This window comes from Mucilaginibacter hurinus (genome assembly GCF_003324525.1).
Classification (GTDB): domain Bacteria; phylum Bacteroidota; class Bacteroidia; order Sphingobacteriales; family Sphingobacteriaceae; genus Mucilaginibacter; species Mucilaginibacter hurinus.
Genome location: NZ_QGDC01000001.1, coordinates 405,582 through 420,699, shown reverse-complemented (window position 1 = coordinate 420,699; position 15,118 = coordinate 405,582). Strand labels below are relative to the sequence as shown.

Sequence of the window (15,118 nt, the reverse complement as noted above, 5' to 3'; positions counted from 1 at the left end):
ACCGTATGATATAAAAGCCATTTATGCGTAGGATAACCGTCTTTTTTATAGTGCTCATCCTGTCGATATTTGAGTTGAAGGCGCAGGATCCTGAAGCTGTTTATAACCGGTATCTGGATCTTAATGTGGCCATGCTTGAAGCTCGCCAATATGACGCTATCGGCCTTGCTGAAAAGATTATTCCTGATACGGCTATGCTGCCCCCAAAGGCACGTGTAAGCTTTTATAATATGGCCGGTAAATTGTTCGATGACGACAGGCAATCAGAAAAGGCTATTAACTATTACCAAAAAGTAGTAAAAGCCGAGCCGGATTATTATGTCGCTAACCGCGCATTAGGGTATTTGCACTTAAAACAGGTGGAAGCGGCACAAAAAAAGCTTAATGGTTCGGCAGGAGGGAAGCAAGCCCGTGACGAATATATAAATGCGGTTCAGAAAGCATTGCCTTATCTTGAGAAGGCACAAGCGTGCGATCCCAGTCCCGAGACGCTTGCGATCATTACATCGTTATATAAAACCACGAGCGATGACAAGGGCTTAAATTCATTGGATGAAAGGCTAAAAGCCCGGGCAAAAAGTTGCGTTGATATTTTGCAATCTCAATAAATGCACTAACGGATAGATATATCTGGCGAAGTTGTTAAGACAAACGTTTTTATTCAGTTTTCATTCTTTTTTTTGCTCGTTCGCTATATTCGTAATCACCACCCAGCAGGTATCCCCAGGGTTTCAGAGTTTCAATACGGTCAAATATGATTTTAAATACCGCAATAACCGGTATAGATAAAAACATCCCGGAAAGTCCCCACATCATTTCACCAATTAAAATACCGATAAAAGTGATTAATGCGTTTAGTCGCACTTTTGAACCCACTATAGTAGGCAGTAAAAAGTTTGAATCAACAATATGTATAACCGTAACACCTATGGCTACAAACACGGTTTGCTGTAAAGTACCCGTGGCAAACGTAACTACAGTGCTCAACAGCAGAGCAGAAAAAATACCTATATAGGGTATTATATTAAACAAACCTACCAGTATGCCCAGTAATACGGCATATTTAATATCAATAAACCAAAAACCTGCACAAGCTAAGCTCGCCACTACAACCATCTCCAGCATCAGGCCTAAAATATATTGCCGTAATATTCTTTGGGCATTTTGTACTATATCTATTACTACCGTTGAATGATCTTCCTGAAACACCCTTATTACAAAACGCAGTAGCAGGCGCCGGTAAAAAAGGATAAAAAAGGTAAATATCAATATGAAAACATAAAACAGTAACAACGAAGATACCGCGCCGAAGGTGGTGCCTAAAAACGTGGTGCCCGATTCCATTATCTTCTCGGTGGTGTTATGGACATAGCTCATTTGCTTATCGGCATTGATGTGAAATGAATTCTGTATCCACATTTGTACGTCAGTAACTGATTGCTCAATTTGCGTTTTCAGCATTGGCCAGTCTTTTCCCAGCCTGGATATTTGCGCGCCTATAAGGTATACTACCATGCTTACGCCGCCAACTAACAGCAGGATGGCTGTAAAAGAAGAGGCGCTACGTGGAAAGCGGCATTTCTTTTCGAAAAAGTAAGAAACCGGTAATAGCAACACAGCGAAAAGAAAGCCGAATAACAGAGGGCTTAGTATTTCACGGCCGAGAATTACCAGGTAGCTAAGCGATATGATACCCACAAGCACCAGGGCCAGACGTTCATAAAAAGGCGTTATAAGTTTTTTTGGTATCATATACTGCAGCTATAAATTCAATTGCCTAACAGGACTTAAAGGTATATATTTTTTATAAGTTGGTCTTACCTTCTTTTATGAGCGTTTACCATAACTCCCTCAACACAACGATGCTTTTGTTTGAAATAAAAAAACCAAAAAAGTAATTTTTTTTGGCAGAAGTTTTGTGTAATCTACTCAACTAAAGTATAAAAGATTATGGCAAAGTATTCAAAAAAAGCGCAGGAAAAGGTTGGAGAAACCATGCACGAGATGAAAGAAGGCAAGCTAAAAAGCGGCAGCGGAAAAAAAGTTACCAGTAAAAAGCAGGCGGTAGCTATAGGTTTGTCCGAGGCGCGTAAAGAGGGAGCCAAGGTTCCTAAAAAGTAACAGGATAGCACTTAGATGCTGTTAAACTTATTTGGGTTATTTGTAAATGCATCCATTATTTCCATTAGTGTAACAGCTTCTTCGGCGCTGCAGGGGTTATTCCGTTCGTCGTTAAAATAGCGCACAACCTGTTCTATCATCGGCTGTTGTATGTGTTCAGGGTGGGTAAATTCTATCAGCTCATCATTCAGCCTGATGTAATTTCCAAATACCGCAAAAGTGATTTTGCCTTTTGTTCCCACTATCTCGCACTTGTCATCCTGCTCGTTTTCGCCTACATTAAAGCACCATGATCCATTAAAGGTGATTCCGCTTTTAAACAATATCTGGCCGTTAACATTATCATCCGCAGGGGTTAGCTTCGCTTGATTAAGCGAAAATCCGTGATATTTTTCCGGCTCACCGAAGTAATATAGCATTAGGTCAAGTTGATGCGGCGCCAAATCATGAAAATATCCCCCGCCGGATAGATGCGGCTGTACGCGCCAGTTGCTCTCGGTCCCTGCAACCAATGGTGCCTTACGCGATTGCCAAAGCCTCATTTGTACAGTGCGTACCTCGCCGATACTATTATTATCAAGTAGTTCTTTGATTTTGATAAACAGCGGTACAGCGCGCCTGTAATGTGCAACTGTGAGCTTTGCTTTACTAATTTTTGCGGCGGCAGCCATTTGCCCGGCTTCATCTGCGTTTAACGTCACCGGCTTTTCTACATAAACGTGCAGCCCTATTTTTAACGCTGCCAGGGCATAAGGAAGATGAAAGGCCGGGGGAGTTGCAATATAAACAGCGTTTATATCAGGGTCGTTGAGCATTGCATCTGAATCGCCATACCATTTACCCACGCTGTGGCGGCGGGCGTAATCAGCAGCTTTCTCTCCATCACGGCGCATTACCGCCACAAGGCGGCTGTTTGGCACCTTGTTAAAAGCGGGACCGCTCTTTTTTTCGGTTACGTCTCCGCAGCCAATTATTCCCCAGTTTATTTGCATTGTGATACTCCCCGTTGCATACTTTGTTCCGTTATAGAAATTACTTCAGGATGTCTTCGATGCTGGCTAATTCCTCTGATGAAAATTTAATATTATCAAGCGCCTTTAAGGAATCTGCCAGTTGATCAGGCCTGCTCGCGCCAATAAGTACAGAGGTAACCCGATCGTCTTTCAACAGCCAGGCGAGCGCCATTTGGGCAAGCGACTGTCCGCGTTGTATGGCCAGTTTATTCAGGTTAGTTATTTGCTCAATTCTTTGTGGCGTTACCTGGTCTTTCTGCAAAAAGCCTGTCGACCTTGCTGCCCTTGAATCTTCCGGTATACCGTGGAGGTATTTGTTAGTAAGGAGCCCTTGGGCTAGTGGCGAAAATGGTATACATCCTACACCTTCCCTGGCAAGCACGTCGAGCAGGCCGGCTTCCGGATCGCGTACAAACATAGAATACTTAGGTTGATGTATCAGGCACGGTGTGCCCAATTGTTTTAATATATGTATAGCTTTTTCTGCTTCCGCGGCAGGATAATTGGAAATGCCGGCGTATAGGGCTTTACCCTGGCGCACAATAAGGTCCAGCGCCTGCATCGTTTCTTCCAGCGGCGTTTCCGGATCAGGGCGATGGTGGTAAAATATATCAACGTAATCCAGTCCCATCCGCTTTAGGCTTTGATCAAGACTGGCTACAAGGTATTTTTTTGAGCCCCAGTCGCCGTACGGCCCATCCCACATCGTATACCCGGCTTTGGTGGATATAATGAGTTCATCGCGGTAATTAAAAAAGTCTTCTTTTAATATCCGTCCGAAATTTTCCTCGGCCGACCCTGGAGGCGGGCCGTAGTTATTGGCCAGGTCGAAATGGGTAATTCCACTGTCAAATGCCAGCCGCAAGGTTTTTTGGTACGTGTCATATACGTCCACATGCCCGAAGTTGTGCCATAGGCCCAATGAAATTGCGGAAAGTTTTATGCCACTTCGTCCGCAGCGACGGTATTGCATGTTTTGGTACCGGTTTGATAATGGTTGATATGTCATTTGGTAAATTAGCTTCTGTTGACCGTAAAAATATAGTTTTCCCGCGTCATTATATCGCCAACGACGAATCTATTGTACATCATGTGATTCGCTACTAAGTGAGGGCCTTAATATGGCAGGATTATACTACCTCGGCAACTACAAAGGTGCTGCCGCCTACAAAAACCAGGTCACTGCCTGCTGCGTTGTTTTGTGCCGCATGTAATGCCGCTTTTACGGATGGATAAGCTTCGCCGCTTAAGCCAAAACTTTCGGCTTGCAGCTTCAAGCTTTCCACATTTAAGCCACGTGGTATGTCAGGCTTACAAAAGTAATAAAAGGCATCAGTGGGTAGTAATGCTAAAACCTTGCTAACGTCCTTGTCGTTTACCATACCTATCACAAAATGCAGCCGGTCAAATTTCACCAGTGCTATATTTTTTAACACTTCTTCTATGCCATCGGGATTATGACCGGTGTCGCAGATTGTTAAAGGAAAATTATTCAGTACGTCCCACCGCCCACGCAGTCCTGTGAGTTTTTTTACCTGCTGCAGCGCGGTTTGGATATGCTTATCAGTAATAACGTAGCCCAGATCGAGCAATTTTTTTACGGTACTTAATACACCCTTTATATTTTTAAGCTGATAGCTGCCCGTCAAATCAGTTTGTAAGGGCAGCGTGGCTCCACCTGGTATGTGCCTGGCCATTATATTCTTTACAGGGACATTTGTTGTAAGGTCATCATTTATCAGCCATGAACTATGAGCAATCAGCTCTTCTATTTCCCATTCTTCGTCCGCAAAAGTTATGGGTGCATTTTGCTCCCTTGCTTTGTTGATAAACACTCCGGCTACTTCAACTTGTAGCTCGCTGACAACAACCGGTGTATTTGGTTTGATGATGCCCGCTTTTTCATTTGCGATTTCAGGTAAGGTATTGCCGAGTATGGCGGTATGGTCCCAACCAATATTGGTAATCAACGATAGCAGGGGAGAAATAACGTTGGTAGAATCCAGCTTGCCTCCCAGTCCTACTTCGATGATGGCTATATCCACCTTTTCCTTAGCAAATACGTCAAATGCCAGCGCTACCGTCATCTCAAAAAATGATGGCTCAATAGTAAGAAATACCTGTTGGTGACGAGCCACGAAATCAATAACGGTTTGTTCCGGTATCATCAGACCATTTACCCGTATGCGCTCCCTAAAATCTTTTAGGTGCGGCGAAGTATATAAACCTGTTTTATAGCCCGCTGTTTGCATTATGGCCGCCAGCATATGCGACGATGAGCCTTTACCATTGGTGCCGGCTACATGTACGCTTTTAAATTTATGCTGCGGGTTATCCAGCAAAGCGCACAAGGCAATTGTATTATCAAGATTGTTTTTCAATGCCACGCTGCCAACACGGGTAAACACCGGCAGTTGCGTGTAAAGATAGTCAAGGGTAGATTTATAGTCCATAGACCATTATCAAGCGTTCAATATCGTATTTTCCTGTTTGCGGAAAGATTGATATAGAACCGATGTTATTTAAGTTATTTCGATTTAAATACGAAAGTCTGTACGTAAGTCTGTTCGTCGCTTGCACCTGCTGATGGGCTTACCTTGGCACGTAGCACAGCTTCCTCGCATTTGTCAAGTAAATCCGCATCAACTATGGTAGTGCCCCTGGCGCCCGCCCTGGCATAGGTAACGTTACCGTTTCTATCTATTCTAAACTCGACCACTACTTTACCATCATAACGTTTATTAACCTCAGGCTTAGCAGGGGCCCGTACAAAATTACGTGCACTAAGGGCGTTACCCCCATTACCAGACCCTGTTCCGTCATAATTGTCGGTAAGGGTTGTGCCGGTAGTTTTCCCCTGGTTACCCGGTGTGCTGCCGGTACCATCGCCAGAGCCTGTACCCGGGTTAGTAGCGCCTTTGTACAGCGCGTTCTGGTTTACGGTAGGTTTTGCCGGCGTTTTATTAGGCGTAGTGGCAACTGTAGCGCTCGGTGTTTTAGTGTTCGCAGTCACTTCAGGTGCATCCTCGTTGTCTTGGGTAACTACTTGTTTATTGCTGTTATCGGCTTGTACCGGTTCATTAGTTGGCGGGTTGGGGGTCACCTTGTCCGGTTTACTTTGATTGGCATTTTCAGCAACAGATGGCTCTTCAGTGCTGGTATAATTATCGCCCATACCTTCGTCAACAGTACCGTAATTAACAAGTATGCCGCCGGTGCCTTCTTCTACCCTGGGTAAGGTGCTAAAAACAATAAAATAGCTCAAAGCCATCACCACGGCTAATATTAAACCGGTGGCGGCAAAGGCCTTGGGGTAGTTATTTTCTTCGCGGTAATCCATTTTTATTTCGAATTTCGGAATGTTCGATTTCGAATTTTGTAATAGGTTTAACTAATCTCTAATCTCAAGTCTCTAATCTCAAGTCTCTAATCATTAACCTTTAGGTTCCGTTGCCAGTACTAGCTTAATATTCAGTTTTTGTGCTATATCCATTATTTGTACCACGTCCTGTATAGCCACGGTGCGGTCTACATATAAAACAATGGTCAATTCTGTTGCCAAACTTTTGTAGCTTTTTAAGGTAGTTTCAAGCGCTTCTATGGCTACTTCCTTTTTATCCACGTAGTACCGCAGATCCTTGGTTACTGATACCGTGATAGTTTTTTTTGATACCGACTGCCCGGATGCTGATTTCGGCAGCATGAGTTTTATAACGTTAGGATTAGTAACTGTTGATGCTATCAGGAAAAACAAGAGCAGGAAGAACATAATATCATTCAGCGCGGAGGTATGTACCTCTGCCGAAGAATTCCTGTGCCTTTTTCTTAAATTCATTTGCTTGGCTCTTCTAACAGGTCAATAAATTCAATAGCGTCGGTTTCAAGCTTTAAAATCACTTTATCAACCATCATGTTGAGTACGTTATAGCATATGTAGGCCACAATACCTACAAATAAACCTGCTGCCGAGGTAACCATTTTTACGTATAAACCGCCGGATATGGCGCCCATGCTGATGTTATCGGTTTTAGAGATATTATAGAAAATTTGTATTACCCCGGCTATGGTACCCAGGAAACCAAACATTGGGGCTATGCCGGCTACGATACCAATGATGCCAATGTTTTTTTCCAGTTTGGCAACTTCAAGCTTACCAACGTTTTCTATAGCGCCCTCTATATCTTTTATAGGTCTGCCTATGCGTAATAACCCTTTTTGCAGCATACGGCCAAGTGGCGAGTTACTGTTGCGGCATATAGCCACAGCCGATTGCAAATTGCCCGACATAATACTTGCCCTCACCTGCGTCATCAGGCTTGATTCATCCTTAGATGCTTTGCGGATAGTGAAAAAACGTTCAAAAAATATCACCAGCCCTAATATAGCCAGTATGCCAATGGGTATCATTACCCAGCCACCTTTTAAAAGTAAGTCGCCAAATCGTAACTCTTCTATAGGTTCACCTGCTACAGGTAGTTGCTGGGCCGCCGCGGTTGCCGTATCAATTATTGTATCCGTTATTTGCAGTAATAGTGTCATTATTATTTTTTAAATTCTTTTATGTAAATGTCTTTCCGGGTCTTTCGGGATTTTTTCAACTCTTTAAGTGCATTTGCAGCCTCGGTTTGTGAAGGATAAGTGCCGATAACTACAAATTTCTTCCGGCCTTTTTTGTCGCCTATAACCTGGGCGTCAATGCTGCGCGCCTTAAACTCGTCCGCAGCATCTTCGGCCTGTTCCTGTTTTGAAAAAGTCCCCCCAATAATAGCCCATGTTGATTGCCATGGTAGTTCGTCGGTATTTTGAGCGGTAGCAGCCTTTACTGCCTGGTCAATTACAATTTTTTGGGTAGGCGCGTCAAGATCAAGCGGCACCTGCGGCACGGCAGGCTGGTTTACCTGGTTCTGCGTTGCACTGTTTTTAGCTGTATCCGTCATCGCCGGCGCAGCATTTGCAGCCGTGTCTGTAGTTGTATTTAAGTTGGTCGTTGTGTCGGCAATTGCAGGTGACGATGTGGAAGTTATAGGTACCAGCGGTTTTCTTTTTTGCTGGTTGCCAAATATAGATGGGTCATATATATATAACCCAACGGTAGCCAGCACAATTATACCGGCAATTATCATGGCTATCAATTTAACATTTAAGCCGCGTTTTTCTTCATCTGCTTCTTCCTCTTCAAACGTATCATTTTGCACATGTATCTCGGTTATCTCAGACGAAGGCTCAGGCTTATTCTCCGATGCGATAGTCATAGATAGCTCCGGAATCGGTTCGGGCTCAATGGGTAGTTTGTCAACCTTATGCACCTCCACAACCGGCAGCCCGAAATATGCAGGATCGGCAATTTTTGATCGGAATGCAAGAGCTAAGCCGTCGTTACCAAGCCACCCAAGCTCACCCACCTGCACTTCTTTTATTGCAGCATCCTGCAGCACTGTAGTAACATACTGGGATACAAAAAATTTTGCTGAGGTTGGTGATATGTCTTTTTTTCCGGCAATATAATTCGCAAGGGTATCGTCGTTAACATCAACAGCCTTTGTATTAAATTGTACTTCGTTACGCGGAGGATAAAATTTTTCTTCTGCCTCATTAAAATAACCGGCAACGCGTACTTTAGCAAAACGGCCTAACCCCGGTACATTAACCTCACCCCGCTGTTCCAGTATTTCGCTTAAGTAATAGGATAAATCCATCCCCGTAAAAGTACGTTTAATTATAAAATTTCAAAAAACTTAAAAGGCATAGCCAACGCCGCCAAATATATTAAATCCGTAGTTGTTGTAATACAGCCAGGTTGCGTTTGAGTTGTTGAGGATGTTATTCACCTGCGCAAATATTGATAATTGTTTAGTTATCTTATATTCAACTCCTCCATTTAAGTCAACTATAGATTTAATGGCTACCGGTTGCACTTCATTTTGAATTATAAACCGGTCTTTTGTATCGCCCCTGAATAATAATGAGCCATTAATATTTACTTTATTGCTTATCCGGATAATTGCCCCTGCGGTAAGTTTAAATTTGGGCAGGTTCCAGGCTTGCTCTTCAGTAGAAGTTTGATAATCCCTGAATTCAACACGTCCGAATATATTAAGGTCGTCGCCCGCTTTAAAATCAAGTTCGCCGTTGAACCCGCTTACCCGTGTATCGCCATCATCATAGATAACCCCAAACTTATTGTTGCCGGCAGAATCAGACGCGAAGCCGTTAACAAACATAGCCATGTTTTTAACATTGTTGCGGAATACTGTCGCCTTAAAGCCAAGGCCTGGCGCCAGCGTACCTTTTAAACCTACACTGATAGCTAGCCGCTCAACCGAGTTCTTGATAGCTATATTTTCGCCAATGAAAGGATTTGTTTCTGAGAAGTCGCGTATAGAAGCTTTGTTTACGTCGCCTTTGGCTTCGGCAAACAAGCGTATATACTTAGGCACCACCTGGAACTCAAGCTTAGCAGCCGGGAAAATAAAGAACCGGTTACCAAAACCAAATTCTTTCACAATGTTAACGCCTGCATCAATTTTATACCGGTCGCCCTGTAATTTTAAATAGGGGTTTAGCCGTATCAAGCTGTTATTGTATGAATACAGACTATCTTTTTGGGTGCCAAGATCAAGCGAGGCCGCCATACCTGCATAAAATTGCTTAACGGTTTTGTTCAGGAAACCGGTAAGCACTACATTATTTTCTCTTGCCTGGTAAGCATTGCTAAATACATATCCTTTAAATTTTAAAGCATAGGTAAAATCGTTTTCAACGTCGCGATAGTTTTTAGCTATTTCGCCTTCCGCGCTTATAGTACTTAGTGTCTGTTTTTGCGGGTCAAATACAGGAGGCGTGGCTACATCAGTGTTAAAACCATAAAAATATGTTCCGCGCCTGCGATAGTCAATACGTCCGCTCAATGTATTCTCGGCCATAATGCTTTTGCCAAATACGCCTATCTCATTCCTGCTCTCGTTTTGCTTTTCAAACATGGTTCCGCTTTGGGCAAAGTGTTTTACATAGCCTCCAACTTGCAGCGCTTCATCCTTTCCATTGCCAAAGTATCCCTCAACAAAAGTGGTTTTCAGGTTGCCTACACCTGCTCTGGCATAATTATTTGTAGGTACCGAATCGCGTTCGGCAGGCCTTTTCATGGCTTCAAGCTGCTGAATTTCATTGTCTTTCTGAAGCCTTTTATCTAAAGTAGTATAGCTTAGCGGTGCTTTGTAAGGTGTTTTATCCTCTAAGTCCGGATTGCGGCGTATTTTAACCGCATCAGCTAAAACGGGCTTGTATTGGGTTGTTACAATAATTTCTTCTGACAGGCTGCTGCCTTCAGTTTTGGTATTGGATTTTTTTGATGTGTCCTGCGTTATTTGGGCGGCTGCGTCGCCAAGCTTTTTAGCCGTTGATTGCGATACAGGCACGGCTTTCTTAGGCGCTGCTTTTTTGTTTTTCACCTGGCCGTTAACAGGAACAAAGTAAAATGCCATCAATATGGTAACCAATATGTAGGTGTATCTGAATTTCATTGCTTTTATTATTCTTTGTTATCCTGTGTTTCTGGTTTTGTTTCTTCCGGAGCGGCAGTTTCCTCACTGGGCGCTTCGGCAGGTGTAGTTTCATCTTTAGTCGCTTCTTCGGCCGCAGGTTGTTGCTGCGGTTCAGCCACCGCCGGTGCCTGGGTAACTTTGCTGCCGTTTAATTTTGCAAGTTTTGCTTTGGCTTCGGGCAGTATATCATCGTTACCTTTGTAATTTTCTATAATACTTTGTAGCGTAGCTTTGGCCTGGAAATCATCTTTTAAGGCTGTATAATTATCGGCTAGTAAAATAAACGTTTTGGCAACCCAATAATCGTAATTAGGTAACTCCTTCGCCAGGTCAAAACATGTTTTTTGCGATGCTTTATATTTGCCGCGCAAGTATTCAATACGAGCGATGTTATATTTGGCCTCGGCCGCCGCTATTGTTTTAGTGTTGGCTACCGTATAATCAAATTCATTTACTGCTGCTGTGGTATCACCTAGCTGTAGATGCGCTTTACCGGCGAACAAGCCCGTTTTGAATTTATCTTCCTGTGCCGACTTTTCATTTTGCCGCACCAGCGCTACATATTTCAATACATCATCGGGCATTTCCATCTGGTCATAACTAACCAGCAAGTTGTTTATAGCAAAGGTGTAATCGGCTTTGTACTCAGAGTTGGTTTCAAGCCTTTTTAAAAATACCACCGCGTCATTATACTTTTTCTGCGACATATATAACTTCGCCATGGCAATCAACGATTTTTCAGTATAGGCGCTGGTCCAGTCGTTCAGGATATAATTGTAATCCACCACGGCCTCTTGCCAACGACCTACGTTTACAAGTGCCTGCGCGCGTATAAACCTTGCTTGCTTAGCATATATCTGTTTCGTCGGAAATTTATCAAGGTAAGCGTTTACCGCGCCAACGGTTCCCTGCCAATCGCTACGTAAATACAAGTTGTTAGCGGCCGTTATCATAATGCTTTCCTGCTCGGCAGTAGTGTAGTTGCCTATGGATGTAGTGCCCGCGTAGTTTATAAAGGTTTGCGCGTCACCTTTATCGGTATATATTTTTTCAGTTTGTTTAAGCGCCTGCCTTGCTTCATCGGTAGATGAGTAATCCTGTATCACGCGCTTAAACGATTCAACGGCCTGGTCGTCGCGGTGGGCATTGTAATCTATCAGGCCCATGGTTACCAATGCACGCGGCACATAGCTGCTTCGCGGATACTTTTGAATCATAGCCTGCAAATCAGTCTTCGCCCTGTCGCCGTCGTTTTTCAAAAAGTAAGTGTAAGCTATCTCAAATGAAGCATCGTCGGCATAATCAGAGTTTGGAAACTTTGCCAGTACATCGTTCAGGGTAGCTATTTTAGTATCATGCGCGCCCTGTAAACCCTGTATTACACCTCTCTGAAACAGCGCATAGTCTTCACCGGGGCTGCGCTGTGCTATGATACGGTTATAGTACTCCATAGCTTTGCCATAACTCTTCATTACAAAATAGCTATCAGCTACCCGTGTTATGGCATCGTTAACGGTGCTTTGATCTTTTTCCGGCCCTTGCAAAAAGCGCTCAAAGTATCGTGCAGCCTTGCTGTACTGTTCACCGCCAAAAGCCGCGTATGCCAGCGCGTAATTTGCATAGTTGCTTACACTTGTTTCTTTAGCCTCGGGGTGGGCTAAAAACTTCTCAAATGTTTCAACCGATTCGTTGTACTTACGTACTTCGTACATAGCCTCAGCCATCCAATACAAAGTCAATGCTTCGGTCCTCCGGTCAATAGGGGAGTTTAACGATCGCAGGAATATGCCTATGGCATTTTCAAAAGCGCGTTCGTTATAAAATTCCAAACCACGGAAATAGGTTACTTTTTGATAGGCTGTTTGTGCGCTGATTGATTTATTGGGTATGGGCTCAAGTATCTCTACAGCCTCTTTGTAATTGCGTGAGTTCAGAAGCGCCTCGCCCAACAATATTTTAGCATCATCAGTACGGGGTGAGTTAGGATAGTTTTTAAGGTAAGTGCGTGTAGCTTCAAGGGCCTGGGTATTGAAATCCAGCTCGTAAGATAATTTAGCATAATTGAAAAGAGCGTCTTCCTGAATTTGCTTGTCAAAGCCCAGTCTTGAAGCGGTGAGGTATGCATTACGCGCGCTTTGTTTATTATTCAGCTTCAAAAATACATCGCCCAGGGTGTAATTACCGCTTTGGCTATAAATATCGTTCTGCCCAACAAGTTTCTTTAGCTCAGTTGACGCCTTTTGATAGTTGCCGGTTTTGTATAAGGCATAGCCTATCTGGTAACTGTCCTGCGTGTTTTCAGTTTTACCCTTGTCCTGATCCTGGAAACGGCTATAGTAACTTACAGCCTGCGGGTAGTTGGCTTTAGCAAAATACGATGCGCCAATTATGCGCAGCATCTCTGTTTCGTGCTGTTGTTTGGTATTATTAATTATAGGAATGGCATAGTTCAATACATCATCATACCTTTTATCTAAAAAATAAACTGCTGTTATATAATAGGGATAGCTTGCTTCATACTTTTTTGAATTTTTTAGTTTCTCAAAGTTTGCCAGTGCCAGTTGGTAATCTTTATTAAGATAAGAAATATAAGCAAAATAGTAGGTTGCATCTTCAGTAAAAGGTGAGCGCTTATTTTTAACCTCGGCAAATTGTTTTTGGGCGTTGGTATAATCGCCGGTAACAAAGTAAGCATATCCTTTTCTGAATTTATATTCAGTGTGGTTACGTCCGCTTAATTCGCCGTCTTCAACTTTATTAAACCATTGTAGCGCTTCAACATACTTGCCCTGTTTAAAGTACGACTTACCAACCTGAAAATAGGCCAGTTTGGTTAAAGGATTTTCCGGATGCTCTTTTATAAACTTCTGAAACAGGCTTTCTGCATCATCGCTTCCTGATTCGAGCGCACAAACTGCTTCGTAATAATAAGAGTTCTCTTTTATTAGCGACAATTCTGACTCAAACTTAGCCTGGGCAGATGTTTTTAGCTTTGCATCTTCAACCTGCCTGAACTGCTCTGCCGCAGCCACATACTTGCCTTTATCAAGCAGGTCAAGCGCTGTATGATAGGTTTTATAAATATGAAATGAAGGATTTTGCTGTGCTTGTGACGTTGAGGCCAACAATACTGCTGCAGGCAGTAAAATATATTTAAGTTTTATCATAAAGTACACTATCGATACTGCTAAAATAGCTAAACGGCAAAGATGCAATCCACATTAGTAATTAACAAGTGTGGAAAACAGATTTTTAACGATTATATCGTAGTGTATGGTATGCGTGTTGAAAAATATAGATGTAATGACAAAGGGAGCGTTATTTAGGCTGCCAGTTGCCTTTCCACAACATCAATCAACACATTTATGTCAAACGGCTTAGCTATAAAAGCGTTAGGATTTCCGTATTTCATCTTATCATTTTCGGTCATTTCATAGGTGGCCGATAGCAATACCACAGGTATCCCATGTGTAAATTCGCCGCTCTTAACCTCCTTGCACAATTCCCGTCCATCCATATCGCCCAGCATTACATCAAGAAGTATTAAATCAGGCATGCTTTCCTTTATTCTATCAAATAAATAATGCCCGTCTGTGAGCGTATCAACGGTATATCCGTAATCTTCTAGTATAAGTTGTAGTATCTCAAGTATCTCGCTATTATCATCTACTGCCAATATTCGCCTCATTATCATAACCCCGCTTTTTAAAATGTCTTTCATTAGCATTTTACAAACGCTGTACCAAAAATCCAATTGTCTGTATAATAGTAACTTTAATTTAGCTATATAGATCATTTTGATTCTGACATGTGTGCTAACAAGTTTGTTTTTGCCGAAGGAAATTTATAAGAACAATAGTGAAGGCTTAGGACAGCCAATTATTAGTTCTGACCGGAATGAAGGCGTTGGCGCATCAGGTAAATAGTGGTTCTTTCTTTCGTCTGCCTGGTGCAGGAAAGGTTGGGAGATGGGTATACCGTCTAAATAAACACCATAATTATCCCCATACGTATGTTTTGCGCGAGCATTTGTAGCACATATATCTTTTTATAGGCAACCAAAACAAGAATGTTTTTACAAATGCCCCTCTGGGGGTACGACTGTTTATTTCTGTATTACATTTGGGGCACAAAACAGTTTTTTTGGCGTCAGGCTGAATTTTGAGTTTTTCATCTGTCTTTTTTTCCATATTAAATACAATTAGTGAGTGTTTGTATTATTAGGACAGCTTCAATTACATATTTCAAATATAAAAAAGTTATTAAATTAATAAAATAGTTAAGCCATTATTAAAATATTAACTTTTTATTAAGTGTTTCTTTGAAAAGAATCAAATATCTCCGCTTAAAATGGATAAAAGTTTGTGATTTTTTAAATCACGTGCTGAATAAGAGGGAAGTTCGGGCTTTATTTTTAGGAACTGTTGGTAAAATGTGTTACCT

The 15,118-nt window shown here is 42.5% G+C and carries 13 protein-coding genes; 2 read left to right on the top strand and 11 right to left on the bottom strand.

Annotated features, from left to right (window positions below; translation table 11 throughout):
- The first annotated feature begins 23 nt into the window (after positions 1-23).
- Positions 24-608 carry a tetratricopeptide repeat protein gene (locus DJ568_RS01815; RefSeq protein WP_114003518.1) on the top strand — a complete coding sequence of 195 codons (585 nt, stop codon included), beginning with the start codon at positions 24-26 and terminating at the stop codon, positions 606-608.
- Between the two features lie 49 nt (positions 609-657).
- On the opposite strand, the gene DJ568_RS01810 is transcribed toward DJ568_RS01815, so the two are convergent.
- Entirely contained in the window at positions 658-1,752 is a 1,095-nt protein-coding gene (locus DJ568_RS01810) for an AI-2E family transporter (protein WP_114003517.1), read from the bottom strand.
- Between the two features lie 198 nt (positions 1,753-1,950).
- Here DJ568_RS01810 and DJ568_RS17330 point away from each other — a divergent pair, with 198 nt between their 5' ends.
- Entirely contained in the window at positions 1,951-2,121 is a 171-nt protein-coding gene (locus DJ568_RS17330) for a DUF6496 domain-containing protein (RefSeq protein WP_199560824.1), read from the top strand.
- Positions 2,122-2,132: 11 nt separating this feature from the next.
- On the opposite strand, the gene DJ568_RS01805 is transcribed toward DJ568_RS17330, so the two are convergent.
- From DJ568_RS01805 to DJ568_RS01760, 10 genes are all read right to left on the bottom strand, one after another.
- Positions 2,133-3,113: a Gfo/Idh/MocA family protein gene (locus DJ568_RS01805; RefSeq protein WP_114003516.1), complete on the bottom strand. Its 981-nt coding sequence runs from the start codon at positions 3,111-3,113 to the stop codon at positions 2,133-2,135.
- A gap of 40 nt (positions 3,114-3,153) precedes the next feature.
- Positions 3,154-4,143 carry an L-glyceraldehyde 3-phosphate reductase gene (gene mgrA, locus DJ568_RS01800; RefSeq protein WP_114003515.1) on the bottom strand — a complete coding sequence of 330 codons (990 nt, stop codon included), beginning with the start codon at positions 4,141-4,143 and terminating at the stop codon, positions 3,154-3,156.
- A gap of 121 nt (positions 4,144-4,264) precedes the next feature.
- Positions 4,265-5,587 (bottom strand): bifunctional folylpolyglutamate synthase/dihydrofolate synthase, encoded by a 1,323-nt coding sequence (locus DJ568_RS01795; RefSeq protein ID WP_114003514.1) that lies wholly within the window; start codon positions 5,585-5,587, stop codon positions 4,265-4,267.
- Between the two features lie 74 nt (positions 5,588-5,661).
- Entirely contained in the window at positions 5,662-6,474 is an 813-nt protein-coding gene (locus tag DJ568_RS01790; RefSeq protein ID WP_114003513.1) for an energy transducer TonB, read from the bottom strand.
- A gap of 93 nt (positions 6,475-6,567) precedes the next feature.
- Complete coding sequence (locus tag DJ568_RS01785) at positions 6,568-6,969, bottom strand: ExbD/TolR family protein (RefSeq protein WP_114003512.1); 402 nt, start codon at positions 6,967-6,969, stop codon at positions 6,568-6,570.
- Positions 6,966-7,673 carry a MotA/TolQ/ExbB proton channel family protein gene (locus DJ568_RS01780; protein WP_114003511.1) on the bottom strand — a complete coding sequence of 236 codons (708 nt, stop codon included), beginning with the start codon at positions 7,671-7,673 and terminating at the stop codon, positions 6,966-6,968. The genes DJ568_RS01785 and DJ568_RS01780 overlap by 4 nt, the downstream gene beginning before the upstream one ends.
- Positions 7,674-7,675: 2 nt before the next feature.
- Positions 7,676-8,830 carry an HU domain-containing protein gene (locus DJ568_RS01775; RefSeq protein WP_114003510.1) on the bottom strand — a complete coding sequence of 385 codons (1,155 nt, stop codon included), beginning with the start codon at positions 8,828-8,830 and terminating at the stop codon, positions 7,676-7,678.
- A gap of 39 nt (positions 8,831-8,869) precedes the next feature.
- Positions 8,870-10,654, bottom strand: a complete 1,785-nt coding sequence (locus tag DJ568_RS01770; RefSeq protein ID WP_114003509.1) for a porin family protein — start codon at positions 10,652-10,654, stop codon at positions 8,870-8,872.
- An 8-nt stretch (positions 10,655-10,662) separates the two neighbouring features.
- The gene (locus DJ568_RS01765; RefSeq protein WP_114003508.1) at positions 10,663-13,842 is read right to left on the bottom strand and encodes a tetratricopeptide repeat protein; all 3,180 of its coding nucleotides are present in this window, start codon (positions 13,840-13,842) and stop codon (positions 10,663-10,665) included.
- A 155-nt stretch (positions 13,843-13,997) separates the two neighbouring features.
- The gene (locus DJ568_RS01760; protein WP_233496601.1) at positions 13,998-14,396 is read right to left on the bottom strand and encodes a response regulator; all 399 of its coding nucleotides are present in this window, start codon (positions 14,394-14,396) and stop codon (positions 13,998-14,000) included.
- Between the last annotated feature and the right edge of the window lie 722 nt (positions 14,397-15,118).

What these genes read in the sequence shown, in the direction of transcription:
- DJ568_RS01815 (WP_114003518.1), top strand. Translation starts at nt 24, where the DNA reads ATGCGTAGGATAACCGTCTTTTTTATAGTGCTCATCCTGTCGATATTT.
- DJ568_RS01810 (WP_114003517.1), bottom strand. Translation starts at nt 1,752, where the DNA reads ATGATACCAAAAAAACTTATAACGCCTTTTTATGAACGTCTGGCCCTG.
- DJ568_RS17330 (WP_199560824.1), top strand. Translation starts at nt 1,951, where the DNA reads ATGGCAAAGTATTCAAAAAAAGCGCAGGAAAAGGTTGGAGAAACCATG.
- DJ568_RS01805 (WP_114003516.1), bottom strand. Translation starts at nt 3,113, where the DNA reads ATGCAAATAAACTGGGGAATAATTGGCTGCGGAGACGTAACCGAAAAA.
- mgrA (WP_114003515.1), bottom strand. Translation starts at nt 4,143, where the DNA reads ATGACATATCAACCATTATCAAACCGGTACCAAAACATGCAATACCGT.
- DJ568_RS01795 (WP_114003514.1), bottom strand. Translation starts at nt 5,587, where the DNA reads ATGGACTATAAATCTACCCTTGACTATCTTTACACGCAACTGCCGGTG.
- DJ568_RS01790 (WP_114003513.1), bottom strand. Translation starts at nt 6,474, where the DNA reads ATGGATTACCGCGAAGAAAATAACTACCCCAAGGCCTTTGCCGCCACC.
- DJ568_RS01785 (WP_114003512.1), bottom strand. Translation starts at nt 6,969, where the DNA reads ATGAATTTAAGAAAAAGGCACAGGAATTCTTCGGCAGAGGTACATACC.
- DJ568_RS01780 (WP_114003511.1), bottom strand. Translation starts at nt 7,673, where the DNA reads ATGACACTATTACTGCAAATAACGGATACAATAATTGATACGGCAACC.
- DJ568_RS01775 (WP_114003510.1), bottom strand. Translation starts at nt 8,830, where the DNA reads ATGGATTTATCCTATTACTTAAGCGAAATACTGGAACAGCGGGGTGAG.
- DJ568_RS01770 (WP_114003509.1), bottom strand. Translation starts at nt 10,654, where the DNA reads ATGAAATTCAGATACACCTACATATTGGTTACCATATTGATGGCATTT.
- DJ568_RS01765 (WP_114003508.1), bottom strand. Translation starts at nt 13,842, where the DNA reads ATGATAAAACTTAAATATATTTTACTGCCTGCAGCAGTATTGTTGGCC.
- DJ568_RS01760 (WP_233496601.1), bottom strand. Translation starts at nt 14,396, where the DNA reads ATGAAAGACATTTTAAAAAGCGGGGTTATGATAATGAGGCGAATATTG.